Origin of the sequence: Tahibacter soli (assembly GCF_025717065.2) — a bacterium.
GTDB lineage: Bacteria > Pseudomonadota > Gammaproteobacteria > Xanthomonadales > Rhodanobacteraceae > Tahibacter > Tahibacter soli.
Genome location: NZ_JAOVZO020000001.1, coordinates 31277 through 57798, shown reverse-complemented (window position 1 = coordinate 57798; position 26522 = coordinate 31277). Strand labels below are relative to the sequence as shown.

Genomic DNA, 26522 nt, shown 5'->3' with positions numbered 1-26522 from the left:
TTTCCTGCCGAAATCGTCGAACCTGCCCCCGTCTTCGTTTGGCATCGACACAACCTGACGCCAGAAGCAAGAACGCCCCGGAAGGGGCGCTCTTGCTTCGGGAGACTAGGATATACGGCGCACATCCCTGTGCGCCGCCCCCTTCGGGGGCCGGCTCCGCTTCGCTCCGCCGTTCGATTTCGGCTTTCCTGCCGAACTCGTCGAACCAGCCTCGTCTTCGTTCTGCGTCGACGCAACCTGACGCTAGAAGCGAGAACGCCCCGGAAGGGGCGCTCTTGCTTCGGGAGACCAGGATATACGGCGCACATCCATGTGCGCCGCCCCTTCGGGGCCAGCTACGCTTCGCTCCGCTGTTCGAAATCGGCTGTCCTGCCGATTTCGTCGAACCTGACGGTTCGATCCTGGTCTCCCCACGCCAAAACAAAAAGGGGCGCCCTTTTGGGGCGCCCCTTTTTGTTTTGGCTGGGAGACTAGGATCAGTTGTACTTGGTCCGAATCCCTGCACCCGTAAGCCTTTGAGCGGTCGCAGTTTCCGGCCTCATTTGTGCGAGGCGTTTGTGCGAGCTTTTGTGCGAGCGGGCGGGATGCTACCAGCGGCGAGGTGGCCGCCGGTACCCCTCCTCGCCCGCGTCAGTCAGTCTTCGTCGGGGGTCAAGATGGTGGCGACGCATTCGCCCTGATCGCCCTGACCGATGAGGAGAGCCAGTTGGGTTAAAAGAGGGCGGCGACCGCCTCGTGGCACGACCAATACTTGAAACTCGACTCGCCCGGAATCGCCCCGGCGGGCTGCCGCTCGGGCGGCCAGCGAAGCCATCCAGACGACATCCCAAAGTCGGCCCGATTCGTCCTGCGGCGTTCTCTCGTCCGTGCTCCAGCTGACACAGGTCGCCCAGACTTTCGCGGTCAAGGCGACCGGCACTTTGAACCCGGCCTCGCTCGCCGCGGAACCCGCATCCATGAGCACTCCGTCGTCCAGGGCCTCGCGGCGGGTGTAGGTGTGAATCACATCGGCGTCGGTAAACATGCTTCGCTCCTTATCGGTTGGCTCGGTCCCCGGGCATCGGGGTCCCGATGCCCGGAATGGGCGAACCCCCGCCCGGAGCGAGGCGAGGTCAAGGGAGCGGCGGCGGCAGGCCGGCGCAGGCCCACGGCTGGCGCGGGCTGGAGCGAACGAAGGGAGCGACGACTCGGGCCGGGAGCCGGCCCTTGACCGGGGAAGCCGAGCGTGAGGGGTGCTCTACCTTCGTAGCTGGCTTTAGCCCCCGTACTCGCGGCGCAGACGTGAATGACCGCGCGTGTAAAGCCTCATTCTCACCTTAACGCCGGATGTGATAACAACGCTTCTGCGCGGAACCCAGGCGCCCGTGGCCCGGCATCGGTTGCCTACCCGGACACCATGGCCCTTCGCGTCGAACATATTTGCAATGCTGATGCTGTAGAGCGCGCTCCGCGGCTTCCGATGAAGGCTTTCGCCGTTTTCACTCAGCCGAAAAGCGGGATTTACCGCATTGCATGCGCGGTTTGTAATGCGCTACTGAAATCGACAGGAGGAAACTATGCGAGGACAGCAGGTTTATCCAGGCCATCCCGATGCATATGCCCATTTTGCACAATTCGAAGATGCATTCAGGACTGAATCGGATCGTGGGGTAGCAGTTCTCTCGATGTGTGTAATAGAGGAACTGCTAAACGAACGCATAAGCAATATTGTTGGAACTCATTCGCCGGAGATGGTCAAAGTACTTGCGCCTCCGGGCCGATGGAGTGTCTTGGCAGATGCGGCTACCATGCTAGGGTTGCTTTCTCCGGCGGAGAGAGATGATTTAAAAGTACTCATCAAGATCAGGAATTGGTTCGCTCATAAGGCAATGGAGTCATTGGCGTTTGACCACGCTGATGTGATTGACCATCTCTCGCGACTGAAAATCTATGAGCGATTTCAGGTCAATGGTCCTGCACCAATCAATCCGCGCGAGCGATTCCTCAATGGCGTGGCGGCAATCTATCTGATTATCTGCATGCGGGATGGAGTTCCACCTTTTGAGCAGCAGAGCGATTTGCATATGAGCGCAACATGACAATTCGTCGGTATCCGTCGCGTAAATGCGGAAGCCGACCTCGCCGCCCAGGCAACCGATATCGGCAAGTACGCCACAGGTGCGGTGAACATCGCGCGGTCATCGGCATGCGCTGACCGCACACTCGCAGTTGGCGCAGCACACAAGAATACAGCGCCGAGTACGCGGGCCTGCGCGTGGTGCGGACCGTAAAAGCCGAGCGTGAGGGCTGGTTTTGGCGATTGGTCGATTCGCGGCAAGTTTGTTTAGAGTGGCGACTGATTATGTGAGGGCCGGCACTTCGATCCGCAGGTAGTCGATGTCCAGATGGAAGTCCGTGCGGAGGCGCGCCAAGAAGCGGCCAGTGATGCCGTCCAACACGGGCTCGCCAACGACCACCAGCTTCAACGGCTCCAGGCCACCCGTCCGGAAACTGTATTCGAGCAGTTGGCCCATAGCCTGTCGGACCACCTCGCCGGCGGTGTCGGCAATCTTGATTTCGTAGACCTGCCAGCGGCCATCGGGACGCCGCGCGACCGCATCGGCATAACCGCCCGTCCCCGTCGGGTATTCGGTCCACACGTTTTGATTCCCGAATTCGGCCGCCAACCAAGCAAACAAAGCCGTCTGCACGGCGTTGTGCCGCAACACGATCACGCGGCGCGCCGGCGGCAGGTCGACAAGCGCCAACTCCGGCCGCGGCGTATGCCCTGGCGGGATGCCAGGGGGCATGGTGCGGGCGCGCAACTGATCCACCACGAACCACGGGAAGATGTTGCGGGCCAAGACGTCCTCAAAGACGCCGGCTCGGTCCAAATGTGCGGTCAGTGCCTGGGCCCGCACCGCCCAACTGGTCGAGCGAGGAACGACGAAGCCGGTGTGCGTCGCGAACCAGTCCAGCGCCTGGTTCTGCCGGGTCGCATCGACCGTCGTGTGGTAGCGCTCGGGGTGTATCCCAGCGAAGGCACGGGCGATGAGCAGGCGCGGCACCATGCCGATGCGACCTTCGGCCCTCCAGCCCTCGAACCGTTCCACGATGCGCTCGAAGTTCGCCGGGCTGCCGTCCTCGTGGATGTCGCGAATGACCTGGACGAACTCGTCGCGCATCGCATCCACGGTCTCGTACTTCAACAGCCCCTGCCCTGCGTGGCTGATGGCGTTGTCCTGGTTGCGCCACAGGGTTTCGAACGTGTCTTGAGGACGGCCTTCGGACAGTGCTCGGTCAATGGCCTGGACGGTCGCCCGATAGAGCGGCAGCCAACCCGCCAGGGACCATGCACCGGGGTCCATGAACCCCTCCAGGAACATCCGTGCTTCGTCGTCGAACACAGGGTCAGGGTTGGGAAGTTCTTCTTCAGCCGCTGCGGCCGACGGCTCGGACAGCAAGGCAGCCGCTCGCGCCCCTGGCGGCGGAGGACGGCCTTCCAGCCGAGCCCGCGCGGCCTCCACCGCAATGGGCGAGAACTCGGTCGGGAACCGGTCGATGATGGACTCGAAACTCAGTTCCTGCAGCCCCGCTTCTTCGAGCACTTCGTAGCCCGTGGACGGCTTCCGGGTGAGCACCATGCGTTCGGCAGCAGCAAGCACGCCGTATTCCTTCAGCATTCGGCGGGTTCGGTGCGCACGAGAGGTGCGACCCTTCCTGCGGCTTTGCTCGTCCTCGTAGGCATACAAGGCGAGCGCGATCGCCTGCTGCGCCGGGCTTGTGTAGCCCTCCTCTGCGGCCTTCAGTTCGCTGGCGCGCTGCAGGGCTTCTGCTTCCAGGTCCGGACGTCCCTTCTGTCGGGCGTTCACCGCAAATTTGCAGGCGTCCTGGGATGTCTTTAGACGTGCGACGCGTTCGTCCATGCCTTGCCCATAGTCCTGAACGGAATTCCAACTGATAGTGCAGGCAGTGCGGGAACACCACTCGCCCCTGTGGAAAGCAATATCGAATTTGGCATGGCCGAAGTCGGAAGGAGCGGCTTGCGCGCCCTCGAAAACCTGCTACGTTCATGGTCCCGCGAGAGCGTAACTATGCCTACCCCATCTACCCTGCCAGTTGCGACGCCGAACCTGAATGGTGACACGAGCCGAAAAGGTTTGTGGCTCGCCTGCTACGTTTCTTTGCTCGCGCGCGCCTCGCCAGACGAAGCTCGTGATCTGGCCGACGCGGCGCTCTCTGTTTGCGATTTGCGATGGAGAGGGGCAGAAAAAGGAACAGCAAGCGTCTACCTGCACGACTGCCCTGTTGGTTACGAATTTCGCGACTGATTCGCTGAACTACATCGATTATCAGGGCGAGCCCATCCCAAAGAGCCTTTGCAGATCAACTGCAGATTGAAGAATGGGTATGCAGTACTCGCAAACACAGAAAGCACTATCGCTCGATCTCTGCGAATCTCGCATTTGCAGCAATTACGCTATCAAAGGTTTCGACAGAGATAGTTTCAACTTTGCCGCGAATATTTATTCTCTTATGATGAACCTCCCATATTGTCGGCTCGATTTTTTCATTAATGCGTGAAACTTTCGACAATTGCCCGGTTACCGTCTGAACCTCAACCACTTCGTTTTCCGTTCCTTTCGCACTCTTTCGCGTAATCCTGGTAGTGCAAACGAAATTTGGATCAAAATTACTGTAAAGGCTGCTCATCTCCAGCTCCTTAAGAATCATTTTTTATTGACTACGAGATAATTCAATCCCGCCAAGATCTTTGGTGGGGTTTTTTATTGTGCCCAGCACTTTTCGTTCGCAGCGCGACTTTAGCGCGGCTTTCTGTCGTAGCCTAAGTACCCCCCAAGGTTGTCCATAGCCTCATAAACCTCCCGCCCCTGCGCTTCGTCAAGGATCACCCATTCGCCGTTGATAGCAATGTAAATCAGGCTCTCGCCGTCATAGTAGGATGACCGCCCAAACTCCAGGTGGATGCGATTTTTCTGCTTACCGCCCTTGTCGACTAGCTCACCTTCAAAAAACATGGTTGTGGCCATATTTTACGCTCCCGTGGACGAATTTTTATAGTCCACAACGAATTATAGTACACCAATCAAAACCTATCGGAATTCAGACGAACAAGCCCAAACCAGGGCCGAGCGCACTCAAGATCCACACACTTGAACCAGAAGGAGAGGCACGCTTCGCCCAAACGACCAATCGGAGTCAGCCTACGTCGGTCATCTCATGCACGCTGCCCGCACCAAACCACGATTTCAGTGTTTCCATCGCGGGCGGAGAAACCTCCTGAGTGAACAGCACCGCGAGTCTTTTCCGCGGCCGAGAGCAAGCCACGTAAAACAGATTGCGGCTTCGCTCAAAGGTCTCGGCCTTACCCTTGGGAACCCCCTTACTCACCCAGGCCAGCATCTGGTCAAAGTTGTACTGATTCCAGCCTCGGCCGACGACCACCAAAACGTTGTTGAATTGCGCTCCCTTAACGCCGTGCTTGGTTGCAAAGGGCGTCATACCGTTGATGAACCGTTCGAGCACCACGACCTCGGCATAAGGAACCTGCCGCAGCTGCCGAAGCCGTTCCATCCAGGCCGCGGCCTGTTGCTCGCCGCCCTCGTTCTCTTCGGCGGTCCCGGTTTCGGGTAGAGCCGTGCCATCCGCATTCTTTGCTGCATCAAGCAGCAAGCCCGTTTCCTTCCCTTCGACTTTCTCCGGCAGATGAAAGCCATCCTCGGCACGGAGGTAGTCGATGACCTCACCGATGGTGCCGGCTGTCCGCAACGCCACAAGGCGCTCCATGGAAGCGCGGATAGCCGCCTTCCGCTGGGGACTGGTGATCCGGGGCATCGCCCCGCCCAATATTGCGACCATTTCACCGTAGCGTTTGGCGGCGAAGGCAGCGCACGCGGGTTCCACGACGTCCACCAGGAACGCGATGTGGGCGTCTTCTTTTTTCACGAAGGCGTCCGTGCGTCCCGCAAAGACCGCTGCGATCCCGGCGTATCCCTGCTCCTGGGCCAGCAAGTTGTGCGTGAGCATCAGTACCTTGGTCTCACCGGATTCGAAGCGCCACCCGTCTTCGGTTAGAAGCGCTTTGACGCGGTCCATGTAGGCCTTGGCCGCGTCCGGGCTGACATCGCCCTTCCAATGGGCCTCCGTTCGCCGCGCCCCGGTCCACCCGTTCGTGTGGTAGACGACGGCGCTGCCGGGGGCGTCTTCGTCTTCCACTGCCTGGGGAAGTTCGGGCCGCATCTTGTTGAGGACGCTCACCACGGCGGGGACCGAGCGGAAATTGGCGCCCTTGCCAATGGATGCCAGGCCCTCGTAAGAAACCGTGCCGCATCCGTCGCCGTAAATTTTCTGCCAGCCATCACCGAATAGCCCGATGAGCGGCGCCCCCGGCTGGCCCAGGAAGTGGGTCATCAACGCATTCACAAAGTCCGCGTCGGTGTCCTGGTACTCGTCGATGAACAGGATGGGGTAGCGGGCCGTCATCATGCGTCGGAACTTGGGCTTGCTCAAGCATGCAGTCATCAGGTCGAGCACGTCGTCGTGGCTCAAGGAGAGGACGTCGTCTTCGACACGCGGAAAGCCAAGTTCGTAATTGATTTGCCGGGTTCCGATTTCGCCGGCTTCCGCCAGGCGCTCCGGCCACTTCTTCAACTCGGGAATCAGCCGGCGTAATTCGCCCTGTTGGTCTTTCAGAAGCGACCAGCAGAAGCCGTGGATGGTGTCCGAGTACACCGCGGGGTGGCGGTCCGTGCGCGTGTCGATTTCGTTCTTCGCCACGTTGGTGAACGTGATGCAGGCAATCTGCTGGTGTTGGCGGACCAGAGAGCGCCCGCGCTCGGCCAGCAACCGTTCCAATGCTTCGATGAGCGAATAGGTTTTACCGGCGCCCGCGCCGGCCTCGAACACAAAGCTCTGCCCGGTGCGGATGCACTCGAACAGTTGTGCCATGGCTTTTTCGGCCTCTGCTTTCGCGGGATTAAGAGGGGCCGGCTGGTTCACGCCCCTGCTCCCGCTGCTGCCGGCATCGCGGCGGCTGCAGCTGCCGGCGGTGCAGGCGATTCGGGTGCATTCGTTCGGGCCAGCCAGCGCAGGCCTTCAGCGATGTACCGCGGCACGTTCCACTTTGGGCCACCCAGCGCCAACTTCAGGGCGAACTCCGTTTTCTTTTGCTTTTTGGCGAGATCCGCGGCCCGCTGGCCGAGGTCTGCCACTGGCACGTTCTGAAGGCCGTACGCGGTTTTGTTGGCGAGCATCACGGCGTCTTCCAAACTCCGGGCGCACGGCTCGCCGTCGCCTTCCGGAATCTGGTAAGCGAGGCGCTTGATGCCTTTCACGCGATCAGCTTCCGCGTACGCAACCAAGTCGCTTGGTTTCGAAGACTTTCCGTCAAACCATGCCTTGATGCAGGCGTTGCTCGATTTCTCACCGCCAGCGACAGGGCAAGCCTCCCCGTTGCCATCAACGGCATCGATGTCGGTGATGACGAGCGCCGGCAGTTCGAGAAACGCAAGCAAGTCGTCGAAAAGGTGCGCGTAGGCCCCGCCCACTTCCAGGACCGTGAAGTATTGGCTGGCCAATTGCGGGGCGGTCGCGTCTTCGGCATCGACCAACCGCATCATGACGGGCAGCAACAGCCGCTCGCAGGTGCCCTCGATGAGGATGGCCTTGTCGGCAAAAAACAGATCGCAGCGGGTGAGCGTCAGATACTGCTGAAGGAATTTCAGGTCGTCGGCGGCCTTGCCCGAGAGGCCTGCACGCAGGTCTTTGATCCGCGCCGCCCGCCAGGGAGATGCGGGAGCCTCCGCACCAGCTAAGAAATACCGTAGCGCGTTGATGGGGGCAGAGTTTGCGATGTGGGACGAATGCGTGGAGATGAGAAACTGCACCGGCCAGGGCCCGCCGCCGTTGAGTTCCGCGAACTTCTTCGCGATGACCCCGAGTTGCCGAACGAACACTTCCTGCATTTGTGGGTGCAGGTGCGCTTCCGGTTCCTCAATGAAGACGAGGTGGACGGCCGGAGCGGCCGGCGCCACCTGGAATTGCTTGAAGAAGCTGTAGAGGTGCAGCAGGATGTAGATGAGGTTCCGCGCACCGAGACCGTTGTAGGTTTCTGGCAACGTCAGGCCATGCGCACCCGGGTAGCGGACCTTCGTGTGGTTCTGAAGCAACCGCGCCACGTCGAAGCCCGTCTCCGTCGTGAGGTTGGGGTTGTGAAACCCCGGGTAGTTGAACACCTCAAAGTGCGGCAGCAGTCCCTGCAGGTGGGTCTTCACCTGGGATCGAAGGGTTTCCTGGATGCCATCGACCGCTTTCGTCAGCCCGTCGATGAGGTCCTTACCGGCCTTGTCTGCTCCGTCCGCAGAGGCTGAGTCGAAGAGGTCTTGCAGAATCTTTCCCAGCACGTCCCGGTCCCGGGCAGTGATGTCGTCCAACCCGCGCTGCGCGGTGATGATGTCTCCCCGAACGATGGCCCGCAGATGACCCAGGTCGAGTTCCTTTCGGTTCGTGGGGTCGTTCGGGTCTTCGGCGTGTACGGAGCAACCATACGATTTGCCGATGCGGTCTTGGAGCGCTCGGTAGAATCGGTCCTGCTGGACCTCAATCGGAGCGTCCGTCGCCCCCTCCTTCGCGAGGAGGTCGGTCAGGGTGCCGTCGCGCGGCTCAAACCGGACGACCACCAGCGCCTCGGAACAGGCTTCGTCCAAATCGACCACGAACGGGGTCAGCGGCCCGAGTTCTTCGGCGGCTGAATACCGGAACGTCATCCGCACCTCGATGCACGGCAGCGTTTTCCGGACGTCGTCCAATTTTTCCCCATCGGACAGCTTTTGGGCGGCGGTCCAGAAATCCGCATGCACGGGGAGCGCGAAGTCTTCCAGGCGGAACTGCGGTGTGGTGTCTTTCAGCAGACGCCGGAATAGCTCCGTCAGCGAGGTCTTGCCGCTGTTGTTTCGGCCCACCACGACGGTGGTTTGCTCTTCGAGCAGAACAGCTGCCTGCTTGAGCAGGCGGAAATTCTTGACTTCCACTCTTTCGATGCGCATTCCACTCCCCATGGTGGTCGGGCGCGGTCCGCTTTCACGTAGGCGCTTTCGCACCCTTTGACTGTCGCGACGTACGCCGAACTCTCACAGGCGGGCCCCAGTCGAGAGGTAGTAGAGGCGAGCCTGAGGGCATTTAAGGTGCCACTCCCGAACCCCCTGCTTCGTAGGGCCTCAAATGCGTCATCGAATCCCAGCGCCCCCGCTCGAAAACCTGCACCGCCCGGTCGCTTTCCTGGTCGCTGTCGAAGTCCACGACGACCAGCCCCAGGGCGGGAAACACGATGCTGCCGAAGCCTTCCAGCGGCGCACCGTCGGCCGCGACCAGCCTCGCCAGAGCGTCCGGAGTCGTGAACAGGTTTGCGCCCTGAAACCGCACATCCGCCGGCGCCGAGAACGAGGCCTCGATGAGCCGGTTGTCCGCCGAATACGCCAAGGTGAAATCGCGGTAGGTCTCGACCCGCTCGCCCTCTTTGATGGCCGACCGCAAGGGTTCGCCAACAGTGGCGCGCGCGTCCTCCGGCGACATGCCCAGCACCAACGGTCCCGCGCCCTCATAAGGCCGCACGTCGAAAATCATTCCTTTTTCCCCTTGTCCAGCCAGCCCTTGCCTTTGGCGTAGTCCAGCATTTCCTGCATGGCCTGGTTATACTTTTTCATGTTGTTGGAAACAACCTGGGCGGCGCGGCGCACGTCGCGCACCTCCATCGCCATGGCGTCGCGCATCCGGCCCTGGTCGATCATCGCCTTGAGCCCCATCCGGTAGCGTTCGCCCCGCAACCCTTGGCGGCCGTTGCTCGTGGTTTCGTGGTGGTCGGCCGGGTCCATCTTGATGGCCGGACCGGGGTCCACGCCCAGACCGCTGATGGCCTTCGCCGGCATGTGGTGGGAGTCGAGGCCGTCGCCCGGCGGCAGCTTCGTGCTGCTGTGCGGGCCGCCCGTGTATGGGGTCGAGTTTTGCCGGCTGCCGCCGAACTGGCTTCCCGGGGGCGCCAGGGCCTCCTCCAGGCTGACGGACGGGCCGCCGGGCGAGGCGGTGAGTTCCGGGCGTCCGCCGGCGCCCTCGGTGATGTAGTGCGCCTGCGAACCGCCGACGTGAGGCGGTCCGCGCGCGGGCGCCATCCCGCGCAATACCCGTTTGCTGAGGCTGCGGGGGTCGAGGCTGGCCGCCAGGTCGAGTTGGGCGCCCGTGTCGCCGTCGTAGGCCTTCTCGTACGGCTCGGCGGCCGCGGCCATCGCGCCATACGCGGCGGCCCGCGGGTCGTGGTAGGCAGCTTCGGCCGCCGCAAAGCCGTCCTCGGCGAACGCGGCGACTTCGGCGTTCGCCGGGTCAGCGCCCTCGCCCAAGTCCACGATGTAGGTGTCCGCCGCGTTCAGCACCACGTTGGCGCCGGCGTTCGCCATGGTAACCACGCCTTCCCCCAGGCGGTTGCCGGCCGTCAGCAGGACGGTGCCCAGCATCCCGACCTCCACCACCGGCCGCTCGTACCAAGTGGCGCTGGCGCGCATCCCTTTTATTTGTTCGGCAAGGGCGACGATGTCGGCCTGGTTGCGCTCGTGGCCGTCGAGGACTTCGACCAACTCGGCCGTGCGCCCGCTGCGGTCGAGGTAGATCAGCGGGTTGCCGTTGCCGTAGAGGTAGGGGTGCAGCGTTACGGGGCGCGTGGGGTCGCCCTGCGCCGGGTCCTCGCTGAGGAAGGCGCCGAGTTCGCTGTCGTAGTACCGCGCATTGGCGTAGTGCAGCCCGGTTTCGTCATCGACGGGGTAGCCCGTGAAGCCGAAGATGTTGGCGGAATCGCCCACCGTGGCGACGGGGTTGCCCCAGGCATCGACCCGGTAGCGGACGACGATGAGGCCTTCGGCGCTCGTCATGGCGATGGGGGTGCCCAAGCCATCCAGCAGGTAGAAGTAGTGCTGGCCGGCGCGCTCCATCGACAGCAGCCGGCCGCTTGCCGAGTAGTGATACTTGGCCAGGGTGTTCCCGATCACGTTGGTTTCCGCGATCAGGAGCGGGCCGTCGTACACGTAGCGGACGGCCATCGGGCTCGGACCGTTGACCTCTTTGAAGGTGCGCTGCCCGCCGGCGTTGTAGTCGTATCGGGCGACCCACACGCCGTCGCGCAGAACCTCAACCAAGCGGTCCCGTGCGTCCCACCGGTAGGTCGTGGTGGTACCCCCCTGCGTTTTGGTTTCGCGGTTGCCGTTGGCGTCGTAGGTGAAGCTGATGGACCGCGACGGGTCGCTGGCGTCCACGACGTCGGTCAGCTGGTTGCGGGCGTTGTAGACGAACGAACGGCTTCGTTCGGCGGCCGACGCAGGGATTGCCAGCAGCCAGGCTAAAAACAGAAGAAAGGCGAGCCGCATCCGGTGCGCTCCAAAAGAACGGCGTAAGGGGCAGCCGGCAATCGCCGGGGGCCGGCCACGAACGCCTCGCCGTGCAAGAACGGCTGTAGCCAGCTCACCCTACTGCCGCAGCAGCGGCCGTTCTCTCACACCGAGTCGTCATCGCGTTGTAACACGATAATCGGGTAATTGCAGTCGCCAAGAGCGTTAGGACCTGGTTGTGTCAGGACTTGCTGGTCCCCGCATCGACCCGCCGACGCCGCGGCGGCCGGTACGGTTGCTCCTTCAAGCGCTCCTCAAGCCGGCGCGCGAAGTTCGGAAAATCGACGCCGTAGACGGCCACCAGCTCACGAATCTGCAGCAGGTCCAGCCCCCGACCGCCCACCTCCACTGCGGACAGCCACGTTTGCGGCCGGTCCACGCGCTCGGCCACCTCGGCCTGCGACAGCCCTGCTTCCAGCCTGAGGTCGCGGAGCAGCGCGACGACGGCTCCGTACTCGGGGGTGTGCAACGAGGTCCGCTTCATGCCGCCTGCCCATTTGCGAGGCGAGCAGGTTAGAAGTCGTTCCCGATGTACGCGAAAAGCCCCTTTGTACCTGATAAACGAGTACGTCATGCTTGACTCCAACGTCCCACGGAGGCAGGCGCCATGGCAACCAGCACAGAAAAAGGAACGGCCGCGACGGACGTCAGCGGCCGAGGCACGCAATGGGAAGCGCGCGAATCAAACGCCCGTGCGGGCGCACTCGTCGGCAAGCCAGGTCTGCACGATCGGCAGCCATCGGCCGGCTTCGGGTCCCACGGCTTCACCAGTCAGAAGGACGGTCCGCAGCGCTTCCGGGATGGCCTCGGGGGAGGGAGGCCGCGATGCGCCGAAGTTCCTGGGCAAGCCGGGTTCGGGGGTCGAAGCCGGCCCGTCGCGGAGTGGCCGCCTCTTGTACCAACGCCGCGATGCGCTGGATTTCGAAGTACACCCGCCGCCTCCGCTACGGGGTCGGCTCGACCTTGACGTGTTCCTCGACCGACCGAACGCCCGGCACTTTGCCGACCTCCCGAACGATGGCGTCGAGCCCCTGTCGCGTGCGCGCGGTGCCGGTCAGGACGGCACGGCCATCGACGACCTTCACGTCGATGCGGTGGTAGGCCTCCAGGTCGTCGCGAGCCAGCCGGCGGACGACCAGCGCCGCGGTCTGGGCGTCGGCGTCGAGGCTTTCGGTTTCGTCGAGGGGTTTGGCGGCAAAGGCCGGGAACAGGCTGAGGGTCAACAGCAACGCAACCAGCCAGCGCAGCGGCGAGGAGTGGGTGGTCTGCATGACGGGAAATCTCCAAGAAACGCCGGCGTTGGCGCACGAGAGATCGTCTGCATCCGGGGTCGTCCGCGGCATTCCCATATGGGAATGGACATCGGCAACGATGCGAGGCAGCAGCCATGGAAAGGATGATCGGCACCTTGTTCGAAACCCTTGCGGAACCGGATTGGGCTTCCGGCTTTCTGGCTGAGGTATGTGCCGAGACCCGCAGCCACGCCGCCGCGATTCTGCAGGTGGACGTGGGGACCAGGCGGCAGACGCTGCCGGCCTACTACGGCCAGGGCTCGGACATGGCCGCCGCCTTTGAACTGACCCATGCTGCCGGCAACCCCTGGCGTCCGCCCGACGAAAGCAAGGGTCCACCTGCCGGCGCGGTGGTCGTCCCCGATGACGATTTGCCCCTCGCGCGTTTGCGCAAGACAGCCTTCTGGGCCGACTTTTTGCGGCCCATGAATGTGGACCACGGCGGCGGCGTGATTGGCCTGCGGGACGCGCATCAAGTCATCAGCCTGACCCTACTCCGCTCAAGCCGCCGCGGCCCGTACGACGCGCGGGAGCGCGACTGGTTGGCCCGTCTGGCCCCGCATTGGGTCAACGCATGCGCACTGAGGGCCAGATTGGCTCCGGACGACGGCTTGGGCCGGGCTTCGAGACAGGCCCTCGACTGTTTGGGCACCGCGACGTTTTTCCTGGACGAGCACGACCGGTGCATCGGCTGGAATTCAGCGGCGGACGACCTGCTGCGGGACGGCGGCCTGGTTCGTCTGCGCGGCGGCCGCCTCATTGCGCGCTCTCCCGGGAGCGGGGATGTGTTTGCAGCCGGTACGCGCCCGACGGCCCTGCGCCGCCCGGACGGCGCCGTGGCGGGACACGCGACCGCGCACGCTCTGCCAGGGCATGGAGCGCTGGGCCCCGCCCGTACCGCCGTCTTCATCGAAACCACACACTCCAAGGCACCCGAGAGGCTGCGACGCGCTCTGCTGGCCGCCTATGGACTGACCCCACGGGAGGCAGAACTGGCGGTGCGGCTGGCCGATGGCCTGGACCTGTCGCAAGTGGCGGCGACCATGGGGGTGTCGACCGAAGGGGTTCGCACCCGTCTAAAAGTGGTCTATGGGAAAACCGGGGTGCGAAACCAGAGCGCGCTGGTCTCGTTGGTGAAGAGCCTGGGGGCGGTGATCGGCACGACCGACTGAGGCGGTCCGGGCGCGGAAATGGCGGCCCAGGCCGGCGCAGGGTTCACCTAGGCCAAGTGCCGGGGATATGCTTGGTTCGTCCGAAACACCGGCAGCCAGCGCGGTTTTGCAGAGCGTCAGTCCCCGAGAAACGCCGCGAAGCGCAGCAGCGGGCCACAACAAGGAAGCCACCCATGCGCCTCATCGCCGTGTTCGCGCTGTTCGTTCTTTCTCAGGTGGCTTTGGCGCGGGGCACTCCGGTACCGCCCGAGCGCGACGAGCTCAAACCCGCCACGCGCATCCTCAGTGAGCGCGGCATCGTGGTTGCTGGTCTGTTTGGCGGCACGAATCCCGAAATCTCCAGGCGCCTCGCATCCGGGTCGGTCGGATGCCCGGCCAACGAAATCGGCATCTCCAACGAAGAGGCACACCGAGGGATTCATACTTTCACCGCCCACTGCAAAGGGCGAGAGTATTTCTGTACGTACAAATACCCGGACCCCATTTCGTGCTCGCAGACGGCGGGCATAACCGATGCTGAGGTAGAAGATCATCGCGAAGAAGCGGCCAAAGAAATGGAGGCATGGAAAGAGCAAGTGATGGGGCGCTTGCAACAGGCGTGGGTGAAGCCTCCCGAGTACAGCAACGGGCAACGAACCGTCATGAGGGTCAAACTCGACGAGCGCGGCCGCCTGCTCAACCTTCAGTGGATTTCGCGGTCCGGAGACGCCCGTGTGGACAAATCCATCCTGAAAGCGTTCAAGCAAATTGAGCCCTATCCCATTCCGCCAGACGTCGGAGCGGCGTTCAGCGGAATGGAATTTTCATTCCCATGAGGCAGGCGGGCGTGTTGCCGTCGTGAGAAATCTTCGTCTAGTGCTCGATCGTATCTGTGTAGCCGCTTAGTTCGCCCCTAGGAACTTCGACTTAGGCCCCTCCGTACCGCAACCGGAGCAAGCAGCACCGAAGCATGCCAGGAAAGTTCCCGTTCTACCTGAATCGTCTTCGACCCCAATCGCCGTATCACAATTCACCGCAGCAGAGTGGATGGCCATGACAAAACCGTATGAAAAACTACTTTCGCGGAAGCGGTTGAGGCCCAGCACGCGGCCGGAAGAAGAGCTGTTGAAAGAAACCGAAAGCGACCGGTCGAGGGTCATTTACTCAGCCGCTTTCCGTCGCTTACAGCGAAAAACCCAAGTATTCCCCCTCGAAGAAAATGCAGCAGTCAGGTCGCGCCTCACTCATTCCCTCGAAGTTGCTCACGTTGGCAGATACCTCACCACTTCCGTTTTTTCTCAGTTTGGACGCGACAAGGCGGAAAGCCTCGGTTTAACCGACGACTCCAAGCTCGCGATGACGAACATCGTTGAGACGGCATGCCTCCTACATGACATAGGCAATCCGCCTTTTGGTCATTTCGGCGAAGCGGCCATCTCAAATTGGTACACCGACTATGTTCGTCGCGCCTCGGAATACAGGGCGACTTCAGAGGCACACAGCCAGAACATCAAGAGTTTCGACGGAAACCCGCAGGGCTTTCGAGTGATAACAAAACTCGCCGGAGCCGACGGATCAACCGGAATGAATCTGACCGTTTCTCAAATCGCGAGCACCGTCAAATACCCCTGCACGCCATCTGGCATTAGCGACGCATCGCCACTGACAAAAAAAGCTGGAATATTTACAACAGAGGCAGCGGTTTGGGAGTGTGTAAAACAAGAGCTGCAAATGTCGGACGGCTCCCGCTTTCCGTTGGCGTACTTGATGGAAGCAGCTGATGATATTTCTTATTGCCTAAGCGACATTGAAGATGGCATCGAAAAAGGCCTACTGACCCACGAGCTCTTCACATCAGACCTTGTCTCTCGATTGGATAAGCATCCTTCCGCACAATCAATCGTAAAGACAGCCACAGACAATTCCGCGAAATATGGCAAGACCGTTGAGGCGGCCGTCGTATTCAGGTCGGAACTCGTCCGCTTTCTGGTTCAAAACGCCGCAAGCGTATATGTGCAGCAACATGACCAGGTTTTGGCCGGTACCCACAAGGGCTTGGTGGAACGGGGCTCTGATTCTGGCAACATCCTCAGCGCCATCAAGAAATCAGTCGGCCATTTGCTGTACGGAAAGCGAAGTTCCCACGAAAGGGAGCTCGTTGGTCATGCGGCGATCAAAGGAATCTTGAGCAAGTTCGAATGCGTCTTGAAATTAGACCGAGACAATATGGGCTCAATTTCCGGTGGAGGACGATGCAGCAAGAATCTTGAAGAGGAAATGCGGCTGTTCTCACTGCTGGCTGGCAAGCACGTTGCGGCCTACAGGAAAGCAACCGAAGACGTTGACGACGAACAAGAGCATGCATTGCGCGTTCACCTAATCGTGGACTTTGTTGCAGGCATGACGGACATCTTTGCCCTTCGCACGTATCAAACCCTGGCCGGCATAAGCCTGTGATCGACTTGTCGGCGCACCCCGTACAGGTGGCCTATGACTTGGCCGACAGATATGGTCTGGAACTCAAGTTGAGTTTCTCCGAATATTTCTATCGACCTCAGGCCGCACTTGATGAAAGAACAACATATTTCGTTCCCATCGTCGAGATAACTCCAGATTGGGTGGCCGAAAAAATCCGTAGTCTCAAGCCGGGCTGGGAGCTCGCGCTGAACTCAAAAATCATCGACCCTCGCAACCGGATATCACACATACCGATGATTGACTTTTTTTCAGCCGATCATCCCGATACCGACTCTATTGCTTTCAATGAAATTGTCGGCAGAGAAATTGCTAACGAGCTTACTTTGTTCAACAGCGGTCGAAGTTTTCATGCATACAGCACTACGCTACTCGGCAAAGGTGATTGGATTGCTTTTATGGGGAGACTGCTGCTTTTGAACATGCCGAACCTTCCCCAGGTTGTGGATACAAGATGGGTGGGGCATCGTCTCGTGGGTGGCTACAGCGCTCTAAGATGGAGCGCAAATAGCTCGCATCATCAGCGCATGCCGTATTTAGTGCGGACTCGACATCACCGACGCTCTTAAGTGTGCAGACTCCGCTATTGGCCACCTAGTCAGGAGCGGCTATCACTATGAGGGGGCGCCGCAATTGGAATGCCCGGGCAGTTCCTGTGTATTCCCCACGTGCCTATTCTGCCTGACTTGCCCACCAGTTCTGAATTTCATTGCCCTGCAGGCAGCAACCTCCTACACGGCAGGGAAATTTCTCAGGATAATGTGAAGCAGAATCGCCACGAAGAGCATGCGCCATTCTCGGTGCATCAGTAGATTTCAAGGAGTAACAGGTGGACATTCGATTTAGTGGAAAATATGCCGCAAATTCCCAGACCTTCGGCATTAACTTTGAAGCAATAGTGGACGGAAAGTCGTTATCTTGCTCAGTATCCACGGAGGCGCTGGAGGACGCAGATCCTTCGCTTAGGAACAGCGGAACCGAAGAACAGTTCGTTGCCAACCGGAGCGTTTTTGAGTCAATTGCGCGTCGGAAAATTGTTGATGGGTTGCTGCCAGTACAAATTGTCTCGGCAGATCTAAGGTAGTTTGGTTTCGGCTGCTCGGTGTACGAGAAATAGTCGGCTCGCGGGTTAGCGGTTCGCCGACTCCCATGGGGGTAAGGGCTGACTAGCAGCCCGCTTCTTTCTCGCTTCACGCTTTGCGTGAGCTGGCCCACCGCTGCCTTTCCCGGTACCGCTTTCGCGCGGTCTCCAGGTTGGGCCGGTCCGCCCCTTGGGCGGTCTTGGTGAACGCATGCAGCACGCACACGGTTTCGGGGTCTTTTGAAGAGAAAATGACCCGGTATGCAGGCGAACCGTTCTGCACGAGTTCGGCGGCGCCGCGCCCGACCAGCGGCGCGACGCATTTCACGGCAGGGGCGGGCTTGCCCTCCTGCACGGCGCGCAGGCAACGGCCGAACCGCCGCTGCACCGGCCGCGGCAGCGCGAGGTAGTCCGCCCGGGCTGCCTCGCTGACGAACGCGAATGCCTTCATGCGCGCGCCCTCCCGGCCTTGCCGGCCGCCTGAGCCTTCCGCTTGGACGGGGGCAAGCGCTTCGCCTTCGGTGGCGAGAGCGACGACCGGGGCACCGGTGGCGGCGCCTCGTTCCCCGGTTTGAATTCGGTCGCCTTGCCGCGCAGTTCGATGCAGTGGGCCGGGTTCACCAGCCGCCGCAATATCGCCTCCGTGGTGTAGGCGTCCGCCGAAGACGTGGTTTTGCCGCACCAATGTCCTGGCCAGAGCGCGGGCGAGAAAGGCGACGTCAGGATGAAGCCGCCGGGCCGCGACTCCACCAGTCGCCGCAACACCGCCAGGTCGCCGTCTTCCAGCGGTTCCACACCCAACTCTTCGAGCACCACGACGGTGGCCGAGGCCAACCGCCGCCGCAACGCCGCGAGCGAGCCGGCCGCGTCTGCCGATGCCCACGCCGCCAAGAAGTCGGCCTGGTGGAACCAGACCACCGTGCCGCCCGCGCGGAGCACCGCGGCGGCCAGCGCGCACGCCAGCCACGTTTTTCCTCCGCCGCACTCGGAGGTGATCAATACGTTCTCGTGCCGCGTGGCCCACGCCCCGTCGGCCAACTGTGCGACGACGGCCGGCGGCAGACCGCGGACCAAGCCGGTCCAGGCGTCCTCCAGAGCCGCGTTGGGCAACGGCAGACGCGCGTCGCGGAACCGCCGCTCCAGCGCGCGGGTGACGCTGCCGTGCTGGAGCGCCGCGACCAACTCGCCCAGTCCGTCCGCGAGCGGCCCACCGCCGTCGGCACGCAGCGCTTCGACGGCGTCCGCGGTGGCCTTCAGCCGCAGGCCCCGCAGCGCCCGGACCAGTTCGTCCCGCCACGCACCCACGCCGTCCTGACTCGCGGGAGGGGCGGCCGAAGCCGGCCGCCCCCTGTATACGCCCCGCCGGCTCAAGCCGCACCCCCGTCGCCGCGGACCGAACGCCGCCCCTTGGCCGGCAACGCCATCGGCTCCGCGTGCTTCCGCCGCTTGCCGCCCCGCTTCGGGTGCGTGCCTGCCGGCGCCGCGGGCGATTCGTTGAGGGCTTTCAACTGGTGGCGGAGGTCCGTGGCGGAGCGCAGGTGCAGCGCCAGGGCGTGCTTGGCGCCCGCCTCCAGTTGTTCCGCCGTGTAGTGCTTTGCGAGGTCGCGGATGACCGTGCCTGCTGGCAGCCCTTCGAACTTGTTTGGACGGCTGAACTGGTACTCCATGTACCGTTTCAGGTTCGGTCCGACTTCGGCCGCCCACGCCAGCAAACCCTCGGGCGTACGCTCCGCTTCGGCCCGGTGGGCCTCAGGTTGGTGCGCCGGCAGCGTGGTGGCCCCGCCGCGCACCTGGGAGCGCGCGTGCTCGGCGACGCACTCGCCCTCGCAGTGGATTTCCACGGTAGCCGGCGACACGCGGGCCTCAACTCGCCTCCCCACCAGTTCGTGCGGGACGGAGTAGTGGTGGCCGAGCACGGCGACGTGGTAGTCCTTCGGTACCACCTGGCGGGCCATCCATTGCCCGTAGGTGAACCGCGTTGGCGGCAGCGGTTGCAGCGCAGTCTTCTCGATGCGCTCGAAGAGTTCGCGGCGGCAACCCGGGCGCTTTTGGAAGGGCCGCTCGTTCAGTTCGTGCAGCAACCTCGCCACTTCGGCGTTGAGGTCGTCCAGGGAGAAGAAGGTCTGCCTGTCCAGCGTCGGCAGCATGGCTCGCTGCACGAGCAGCACCGCGCCCTCCACCGCCCCTTTGTCGCGCGGCCGTCCTGCCCGGGCGGGCAAAGGCGCGGTGTGGTAGAACCGGCACCAATCCTCGTACGTCCGCTGCAGCACGGGCTCTCGGCCGCTTTTCGACACGGCCGACCGGAGGTTGTCGGGCACGACGCACGCGGGCATCCCCCCGAAGAACTCGGCCATGCGCGTGTGCGCGTCGATCCAGTCCGGCACCGACTGCGAGGGCACGCAGGTAGCGAAGACGTAGTTGCTCGCGCCGAGCACCGCCACGAACAGCTCGACGGGCACCTCCCGACCGGTCCCGCGGTCGGTGTAGAACGGCCGCTTGCCGGAGAAGTCCACCAAGACTTCCTGTCCCGGCACGTGGACTCGCCGCATCGCGAGGCCCTGCGTTTTTCGGTGCCCGCGGTACAGCGCGGCGTACTGGGCGTAGCCGAGGGCTTTGGATTTATGGCGGGAGCGGTAGTCGGACCACACCGCGTACAACGTCATGCCGCGCTTCTGCAGCACCGCGTCGATGGCCGGGAAATCGGGGCGGACTTTGGAGATCGCCCACTGCCGGTTGAACTTGCTGTGGAGCTGCTTCGCGGTGAGGCCTTTCAATTGCTCCCAGCGGTAGCCCCGCAGGCGGATCTCGCGGTGGTAGCGGTCCACGGTGCGGCGGGACTTCTGCAAGGACGCAGCGATGGCGCGGTGGGTGAGGCGCGGCCTGGTGAAGAGCAAGCGGATGAGGTCGGGCAGTTTGTTCATGGCGTTTTCTCTCGAATGAACCCAGGGGCAAGCCCCTGGGCGGGGAGGAAAACGGCGGGCCGCACGAATCCGTCTGCCCGGTGCGGGCAGCTTGACTCGGCTTTGAAAGGAAGTAATGTGCGGGGCACAGCAGACGGGTCTCACCTCTGCCAGACGCCCCGGCGACCTGCGAAGTCGTTTCGGGGCGTTGTCCTTTCTGGCCGCCGTAAAAACAGCGAAACCAGTTGTCGGGGCTAAGTCATGGGTGGTCCTCCTGCGCCTTCGCGCGGCTGGGGTTCGGGATTTGGGAAACGGAGACAGCGGCGCGCGTCGCCGGCGGCGACGCCCCCACTCCCGTTCCGAAATTGCGTTCCCCACCCTAGTGGACCGCCGCGACCCGTCAAGACCCCCACCGAATCAAGGGGTTGGAATGATCAGCGGTCCCTCACGCCGACGGTAAGGCCTTGCTTGGAATCCGTTTTCTTCCGATGAAGTAGGGATAACGGGCTTGTTACGGCATCGATGCGGCCTTCACGCACTTCTCAAAACGTGATGGACATCACACATTCTTGTGAGAACGGAGGTGGGAGGACCAAAAGTCGCCGACCGCTTTCAGATTCGGGGCCGTCGCGCCGGCCGAGGCCGGGGCGCAGGCGGACGCTGTTGCGGCGGGCGCGGCTCGACGGGGGCGCCGCCAGGCGGCCCCGCTTCGGGAACCGCGGGCGACGTGGCCGCTGCCGGAATTCCATCCGCCGCCGCCCGCCGCCCGTCTCCAGGCAATTGCAGGACCGAACGGCGCCGGGCTTCCGCAGCGCGCCACCGGGCTTCGGCCGCCTCGACGTCGTCCGACGAGGCACCGCGAGCCGCAGCCAACTCGCGACCTTCCGCCTCAACCAAGGCGCGGCGCTCGGCGCGCCGTTTCTCCGCCCAAGCCCGCCGGCTCAGCGGTTTGAAAACCGGCGGCCTGGCCTGTTCGGTGTGCTCGACCGCATGCCGTGCCCGGTCGGCTGCCACCTGGGCGCGGGCCACCCCGGCTCGCCGTTGGGCGTGCGTCTGCACGGCCAGTTCGTAGAGGCTGTAGCACTCGGCCGCTTCGCGGAAGGCCCGAGCCCGTTCGCCGTTCACTTGGATGAGGGCCGCCAACCTCTCGAACTCAGCTGAGGACAGACGCAACGCCCGGACGTATGCGTTGAAGGAAGCCTCCGCTAATTCAACGGTTCGCCGCAGCCCCTCGATGTAGGCCCGCAGGTTGTTGCGCTCGATGCGCAGCGCGCGCTGACGTTGGGTTGCTTCCTGGTTCTGGAGTCGCGCTCCCGGCCCCGTTGCACGGGCGTGGAACTCGATGCTTCCCAAGAATGGCTCGCGGACTGCCGAACGGGAGCGAGCGGGCGTGATGGGGAGGGAAGCATGGGCCGCACGGAACGCCCGTACGCGGCTGCGGCCGGCCGCAACGGTGATGTCGTTGGCCCGGCGAGTCGTGATGTTGGCGGCCGCCCTTGGTGAAGGTTCCCCCCGGCGCTGGGCGGCGGTCGCTGCTTTGCCTTCGTGCTGGGTCGGCTCGCGGGCCAGACGTACCACAGCGTCCAAGTCGCCGCGCCGTGCGGCGTCGGCCGCCTGGGCGCGCAGCGTGCGGTGGTCTACCCGCTCGGCACGACCGGCGATGGCTAAGGCGGAATTGGTGTGCTCCGCGACCAGCGCGCGAAGATTTTTTAGTTCCGTCGGCCCCGTGCGCGGGTCATTCAGAACGCGGATTTTTTCACCAAAGCCGCTGGCCCCAACGACTCGGGTCGTCATGAGGATGTGGGTGTGAAAGTTGCGGTCGTCCCCGCTGCGGCTGGGATCATGGACCGCGGCGGTGGCGGCAACGCCGTACCGCTCCACCACCATGTCCGTCAGCCGTCGGGCCAGCCCCTGCCGCTGGTCGGGTGAGAGTTCCGCCGGCAACGCAACGACGAGTTCGCGGGCCAGGACCGAATTCACCCGGCGCTCGTACTTCTCGACCGCGTTCCACAGGGTTTCCGGAGTAGTCGCCCACGCCGGCGCCGATTTCGGTGCGCAGGTGAAAACGGCTTCCACACCCAGCCGGGCGCGGTAGTCGTGGACCAACCCCGTGCGGTCGTCGGCCACGCGCAGGCCGCCGCGGTAGGCCACGGCCGCCGTGGCGGATTCGCCGCGGGAGCGGGAAAAACTCCTGAGAGAGGCGTGGAAAATGGCCACGGCGCTTCGGTGCCCCGGGGGAAATTTTCAGCCTACGGTGGCCTGGATTCAGCGCAAGACGGCAAGAGCATCATCGCCGCAGGCGTGGGCCTTGACTCGGAGTTCCCAAATATGGAACCTATCGCGGTTCCCACGTCGGGAACTCACGCGGCAAACAATGAAGATTGTGGGCTTGGGAAGACTGGCAAACCTCTGCGCCAACCCTCGGTTTCAGCCCCGGTTGGTGTCGTGGCTTGCCGAACTGGGGGACGCGCACATGTCCGACATGGACGAAATCACGGAACGATTCGCTTCGGCTCGGCCGACGGGGCCCAACTGCGCGGATTTCGCGCTGGTTGACGGCGTGGTGGTGGAGGCGCTGTTTTCGTTCAAGGCCGACACCGTTCTGATTCGCCATGCCCGCGTGCAATTCCCCCACGCTCCTTCTGCGGCGTCCTGACTGTGCTCGGTCGCCACACCTCCACGCTCCCGCTGAAAGTGCTCAAGACCAATGAGCAATATGAGGGGGCGTTGAACGAACTGGAAAGCCTGATTGTTCTTGACCCCTCTCCGGAGAGCCCGGAAGTGGACCGGTTGGAGTTGCTGACGGTTCTGGTCCGGGAGTACGAATCGCGGACGTTCAAGTTCGAACCCACCGACCCGGTGGACGCCATCGAATACCGAATGTCGGAGCAACGCCTTCGGCAAAAAGACTTGGCTCCGTACCTGGGCGGGAAAAATCGGGCTTCTGAGATTCTCGCCCGAAAGCGTTCCCTGACCCTGGACATGATTCGGGCGCTGCACGAAGCCCTCCACATCCCTCTGCAATCCCTCGTTGCGCCGATGCGGGAACGTACGTCCGCGGATGAGAAGACGGAAGCGGACGACCAGTTCGAATGGAATGAATTTCCGGTTTCCGAAATGCGGCGCCGCGGCTGGTTTGAGGGCATCGCCTCTGCAGACCAAGACAACCCGCAAACCCTGGTTCGGAAATTCTTAGAACAGGTGGGCGAAAAATCGAACCTGCATCCCGCCCTGTTCCGCCGCACATTCCGCGGCCCCGGTTCGACGGGTGCGTCCCGGTATTCGCTGATTGCGTGGACGAGCCGCTTGCTCATCCGGGCCAAAACGCTGGAACGGACCTATCCGGCCTTCGACCGGACTGCGCTGAGCGCGTCCGCGCTCCGAAACTTGGCGGAACTGAGTACGAAGGACAACGGCCCGTGGTTGGCGCAAGGATTTTTGAAGGACCTCGGCATTGTTCTGCTGGTCGAGCCGGGCCTGCCTGGCACACTGGTGGACGGTGCGGCCTTACTGTCCAAGGCCGGGCACCCCGTAATTGGATTGACGCTGCGTTTTGATCGCGTCGACAGTTTCTGGTTCACGCTTTTCCACGAATTGGCCCACGTCGAGCACCATTTGAGTGAATCGGAAGAAGCCTTCATCGACCGAACCGACGACGAAGACGGCCACGACCCCGTTGAAAGCGAAGCGGACCTGATTGCCCGGGACACCTTGATTCCCCGGGCCTACTGGCGGGCGAGCAGTGTTTCCAGCAATCCCACGAAAACCGGAATCTTGGCGTTCGCCAAAAACCTTAACATCCACCCCGCTATAGTTGCGGGAAGAGTTCGCTTCGAAAGCAAGCGGTACGACCGCTTCGGAGAATTGTTGGGACAAGGACGTGTGAGGACGTTGTTTCCAGAGGCTGCCAAAGGCAAGTTTTCATGAGCGCGTACCGACCCATAGCAAAACTCAAACAGAACGACGTGCAGGCGTTCAACTTGTTGAAGGCCCCGCTGCGCCGGACGGTGTCCCCCATCTTCGAAATGCTGCGGATGCCGGACGACGGAGACGCCGAAAAACATCTGGCCAAGACGCTCGGCGCCTTCGACCTGTATGGAGATGGGGCGACGCCCATCGTAGATTTGGACCGTTTTCTGCCAAAAACAACTGTCTTCGAAAGGCACCCCGCCGATTGGGGTTATGACTCGATTTTCAGCAAGCAAAAACGCGTCATTCCCGTTCTTTCGATGCATGCGGACGCCTCATCGCTGGACGTTCTGGTGGGCGCCGCCGAGAAACACCGCCAAGGCATTTGCCTTCGATTGGACGGAGAGGACGTTGCCCTCGCCCCCGAAAAAGCGATCAAAGACCTTTCCGCTCGTGTGGGCCAAATCGGAATCCTTGCTCGCGACGCGGACCTGCTCATCGACTTTGCGAAACTCCGGTACCTGCGAGACCCGGCGGTCATCGCCGTCTTGCGCTTTCTGGGTCTCGTCGATGGCTACGGTCTTTCCTTCCGCAACGTCATCTTCGCGGGTTCCACCGTGGTGGATTTCGTCAGCGAGGCCGCAGCGGAAGAGCACACGACAGGGTCTGTGCGTCGGGATGAGTTTTCCATCTGGACCCGCCTCATCCGCGCTTACGGTTGGGGCCGTCGGTTGCAGTTCTCGGACTACGGCATCGTCCGCCCGGAACACATGGACAACGTCCGCAGCAAATACACCAACGGAAAAGTTCGGTACACGGCCGGCGGAAGCATTCACTACTTCCGCGGCTGCCGAAAAGACCACATTTCCCTGAAAGACCAGTACCCCGATATCGTCCGGCGCTTGGTGGCATCGGACGTCTACAAGAAGCCCGGGTACAGCAACGCCGACGATTTCTTCTGGTCCGTGGCTCAAGGGCGCGACAACACGGGCAGTACCGGCCGGTGGGTTCGGCTCGACATGAACCACCACCTGACCTACGTGGCGCAGCAAGTCGAGGCCGTCCTTGCACTCGGCGAGCGCGAACGCGCGTCGGACGAGTTGGTGGACGCCTTCGCCGAACGCTTCTAAGCGGCTCCACGCTGGCTCTTTTGCGCCGCGTCAGCGGCGGGGCCTGGGGCAACGCCCCAGCGCTCGCCGGCCAAACGGCCGGCCCCAAACCGGACACGGTTTGGGTAAGTGCGCTCTTGCTCCACTCCGACGCCCCTCGCCCCAACGTGTTTTGCCTCGACGGCGCCGCTTCGGCGATGCCTGCGAACCCGCATCAAATCTGATGTTCTTGCCAACTTGTGCGCGCCCTCGGCTCTGCTACCTCTGGAGTGAACCTCCCACGGAGCACCGCCGCATGAAGCCGCAACACGTCGCGTTCTACCCTCAACCCGTCCTCCTCGAAGCGCTCGGACTCGTCGAACACCTCGTGCACGTTTACCGTTGCTCGCTCCCGCATATGCAGCCGAGTCCGCACCAAGCCACCCTCGTCGAATTCGCCACCTTCTGCGAATGGGCCGCCGAAGAAGGCAAGGCCATCCTGCTGCCCGATTTCCGCGGCACCGGCAAGCCGCATGCACCTCGTCCGCGGCCTCAACCCGCGTCGAACCGCGCGGCGGCTTCCGCCCCACCACCGGCGGATGCTTCCGACCCGTTCGACGGACCCAGCCCGTTCGAAGACTCGCCGGATTCGACCGAAAAGGAAGAGGCCGGACCACAGCAAGAATTGCTGACCGACGACGGTGGCCGCTTCGATGAAGTAGCCCCTAAGGCATCGGATGGATTGGGCGAACGCATCCGTGCGCGCCGCGCGATGGCCTGGCCGCACGCCGAAAACCCCATCGTTGTGGAACGGCACTCGGTCAGGAAACGGCGGCCATGACCAGACGCACGCTGGAGGAACGCATTGCAAGCGCCGCGCGGGACCTCGGCCAACTCGAAGCACGGCGGTTGTTCAAGGACCTGACGCGCGGCGCACGCGCAAAAACAAAAGCCCGCCGGCTCGAACTGCGTCGGCGGTTCGAACTCGGGGGCGCGGTCGTCGCCGCCGGATGCGGCGATTGGCTCGTGCCGGAAATCGTTGGATTGCTGCTCGATGGGGTCGAGCGCATCGGTGATTCGCCAACCCAAAGACTGGGCATGAAACAACGCGGGGAACTGCACCTCTCACGTCGAACCAGCCAGCGGCAGAAGCGTATACAACCGACCGGTGAATCGTAGCGCCGCGGTACGAACCGCTGG

25 protein-coding genes are annotated in these 26522 nt (G+C 62.7%); 11 read left to right on the top strand and 14 right to left on the bottom strand.

The features are described from left to right. Positions 1–634: 634 nt before the first annotated feature. Positions 635–1024, bottom strand: a complete 390-nt coding sequence (locus tag OD750_RS00290) for a DUF6573 family protein (RefSeq protein ID WP_263544399.1) — start codon at positions 1022–1024, stop codon at positions 635–637. A gap of 532 nt (positions 1025–1556) precedes the next feature. On the opposite strand from OD750_RS00290, the gene OD750_RS00285 reads away from it, so the two are divergent. Beyond that, the gene (locus OD750_RS00285) at positions 1557–2078 is read left to right on the top strand and encodes a hypothetical protein (protein WP_263544398.1); all 522 of its coding nucleotides are present in this window, start codon (positions 1557–1559) and stop codon (positions 2076–2078) included. Between the two features lie 261 nt (positions 2079–2339). Here the strand turns inward: OD750_RS00285 and OD750_RS00280 are convergent, their stop codons facing one another. From OD750_RS00280 to OD750_RS00240, 9 genes are all read right to left on the bottom strand, one after another. Then, positions 2340–3905, bottom strand: coding sequence for a hypothetical protein (locus OD750_RS00280; RefSeq protein WP_263544397.1), 1566 nt, complete (start codon positions 3903–3905; stop codon positions 2340–2342). A 511-nt stretch (positions 3906–4416) separates the two neighbouring features. After that, entirely contained in the window at positions 4417–4692 is a 276-nt protein-coding gene (locus OD750_RS00275) for a hypothetical protein (protein ID WP_263544396.1), read from the bottom strand. 110 nt (positions 4693–4802) lie between these two features. Continuing rightward, positions 4803–5030 (bottom strand): hypothetical protein, encoded by a 228-nt coding sequence (locus tag OD750_RS00270; RefSeq protein WP_263544395.1) that lies wholly within the window; start codon positions 5028–5030, stop codon positions 4803–4805. 169 nt (positions 5031–5199) lie between these two features. Next, positions 5200–6999, bottom strand: a complete 1800-nt coding sequence (locus OD750_RS00265) for a UvrD-helicase domain-containing protein (RefSeq protein WP_272841714.1) — start codon at positions 6997–6999, stop codon at positions 5200–5202. Continuing rightward, entirely contained in the window at positions 6996–9044 is a 2049-nt protein-coding gene (locus OD750_RS00260; RefSeq protein WP_272841713.1) for an ATP-dependent nuclease, read from the bottom strand. Before OD750_RS00260 ends, OD750_RS00265 begins: the two co-directional genes overlap by 4 nt. Before the next feature lie 133 nt (positions 9045–9177). Continuing rightward, the gene (locus tag OD750_RS00255; protein WP_263544859.1) at positions 9178–9621 is read right to left on the bottom strand and encodes a hypothetical protein; all 444 of its coding nucleotides are present in this window, start codon (positions 9619–9621) and stop codon (positions 9178–9180) included. Next, positions 9618–11405 (bottom strand): RHS repeat domain-containing protein, encoded by a 1788-nt coding sequence (locus OD750_RS00250; protein WP_263544858.1) that lies wholly within the window; start codon positions 11403–11405, stop codon positions 9618–9620. Before OD750_RS00250 ends, OD750_RS00255 begins: the two co-directional genes overlap by 4 nt. Before the next feature lie 202 nt (positions 11406–11607). Further along, positions 11608–11910: a helix-turn-helix domain-containing protein gene (locus OD750_RS00245; protein WP_263544857.1), complete on the bottom strand. Its 303-nt coding sequence runs from the start codon at positions 11908–11910 to the stop codon at positions 11608–11610. Between the two features lie 460 nt (positions 11911–12370). Beyond that, positions 12371–12697 (bottom strand): BON domain-containing protein, encoded by a 327-nt coding sequence (locus OD750_RS00240; RefSeq protein WP_263544856.1) that lies wholly within the window; start codon positions 12695–12697, stop codon positions 12371–12373. A 116-nt stretch (positions 12698–12813) separates the two neighbouring features. Here OD750_RS00240 and OD750_RS00235 point away from each other — a divergent pair, with 116 nt between their 5' ends. The 5 genes from OD750_RS00235 to OD750_RS00215 all read left to right on the top strand — a co-directional run bounded on the left by OD750_RS00235 (position 12814) and on the right by OD750_RS00215 (position 17428). Then, positions 12814–13890, top strand: coding sequence for a helix-turn-helix transcriptional regulator (locus OD750_RS00235; RefSeq protein ID WP_263544855.1), 1077 nt, complete (start codon positions 12814–12816; stop codon positions 13888–13890). Positions 13891–14063: 173 nt separating this feature from the next. Further along, positions 14064–14705, top strand: a complete 642-nt coding sequence (locus OD750_RS00230) for an energy transducer TonB (RefSeq protein ID WP_263544854.1) — start codon at positions 14064–14066, stop codon at positions 14703–14705. A 211-nt stretch (positions 14706–14916) separates the two neighbouring features. Then, the gene (gene dgt / locus OD750_RS00225; RefSeq protein WP_263544853.1) at positions 14917–16326 is read left to right on the top strand and encodes a dGTPase; all 1410 of its coding nucleotides are present in this window, start codon (positions 14917–14919) and stop codon (positions 16324–16326) included. Then, positions 16323–16913: a primase 1D-like protein gene (locus OD750_RS00220; protein ID WP_272841712.1), complete on the top strand. Its 591-nt coding sequence runs from the start codon at positions 16323–16325 to the stop codon at positions 16911–16913. The genes dgt and OD750_RS00220 overlap by 4 nt, the downstream gene beginning before the upstream one ends. A 260-nt stretch (positions 16914–17173) precedes the next feature. Next, positions 17174–17428: a DUF1488 domain-containing protein gene (locus tag OD750_RS00215; RefSeq protein WP_263544851.1), complete on the top strand. Its 255-nt coding sequence runs from the start codon at positions 17174–17176 to the stop codon at positions 17426–17428. A gap of 106 nt (positions 17429–17534) precedes the next feature. Here OD750_RS00215 and OD750_RS00210 read toward each other — a convergent pair whose 3' ends face one another. The 4 genes from OD750_RS00210 to mobQ form a co-directional block, all read right to left on the bottom strand. Next, complete coding sequence (locus OD750_RS00210; protein WP_263544850.1) at positions 17535–17876, bottom strand: type II toxin-antitoxin system RelE/ParE family toxin; 342 nt, start codon at positions 17874–17876, stop codon at positions 17535–17537. After that, the gene (locus tag OD750_RS00205; RefSeq protein WP_263544849.1) at positions 17873–18730 is read right to left on the bottom strand and encodes an ATP-binding protein; all 858 of its coding nucleotides are present in this window, start codon (positions 18728–18730) and stop codon (positions 17873–17875) included. The genes OD750_RS00210 and OD750_RS00205 overlap by 4 nt, the downstream gene beginning before the upstream one ends. A gap of 62 nt (positions 18731–18792) precedes the next feature. After that, a complete protein-coding gene (gene istA / locus OD750_RS00200) occupies positions 18793–20346 on the bottom strand; it encodes an IS21 family transposase (RefSeq protein WP_263544848.1) in 1554 nt (517 codons plus the stop codon). Positions 20347–20937: 591 nt separating this feature from the next. Continuing rightward, positions 20938–22542, bottom strand: coding sequence for a MobQ family relaxase (gene mobQ, locus OD750_RS00195; protein WP_263544847.1), 1605 nt, complete (start codon positions 22540–22542; stop codon positions 20938–20940). Between the two features lie 256 nt (positions 22543–22798). Between mobQ and OD750_RS00190 the strand changes: the two genes are divergently transcribed. From OD750_RS00190 to traD, 5 genes are all read left to right on the top strand, one after another. Then, entirely contained in the window at positions 22799–22981 is a 183-nt protein-coding gene (locus OD750_RS00190) for a hypothetical protein (protein WP_263544846.1), read from the top strand. Between the two features lie 2 nt (positions 22982–22983). Continuing rightward, a complete protein-coding gene (locus OD750_RS00185; RefSeq protein WP_263544845.1) occupies positions 22984–24252 on the top strand; it encodes an ImmA/IrrE family metallo-endopeptidase in 1269 nt (422 codons plus the stop codon). Beyond that, the gene (locus tag OD750_RS00180) at positions 24249–25364 is read left to right on the top strand and encodes a beta family protein (RefSeq protein WP_263544844.1); all 1116 of its coding nucleotides are present in this window, start codon (positions 24249–24251) and stop codon (positions 25362–25364) included. Before OD750_RS00185 ends, OD750_RS00180 begins: the two co-directional genes overlap by 4 nt. Positions 25365–25638: 274 nt before the next feature. Continuing rightward, complete coding sequence (locus OD750_RS00175) at positions 25639–26163, top strand: hypothetical protein (RefSeq protein ID WP_263544843.1); 525 nt, start codon at positions 25639–25641, stop codon at positions 26161–26163. After that, entirely contained in the window at positions 26160–26501 is a 342-nt protein-coding gene (gene traD, locus OD750_RS00170; RefSeq protein WP_263544842.1) for a conjugal transfer protein TraD, read from the top strand. The genes OD750_RS00175 and traD overlap by 4 nt, the downstream gene beginning before the upstream one ends. The last annotated feature ends 21 nt before the right edge of the window (positions 26502–26522 follow it).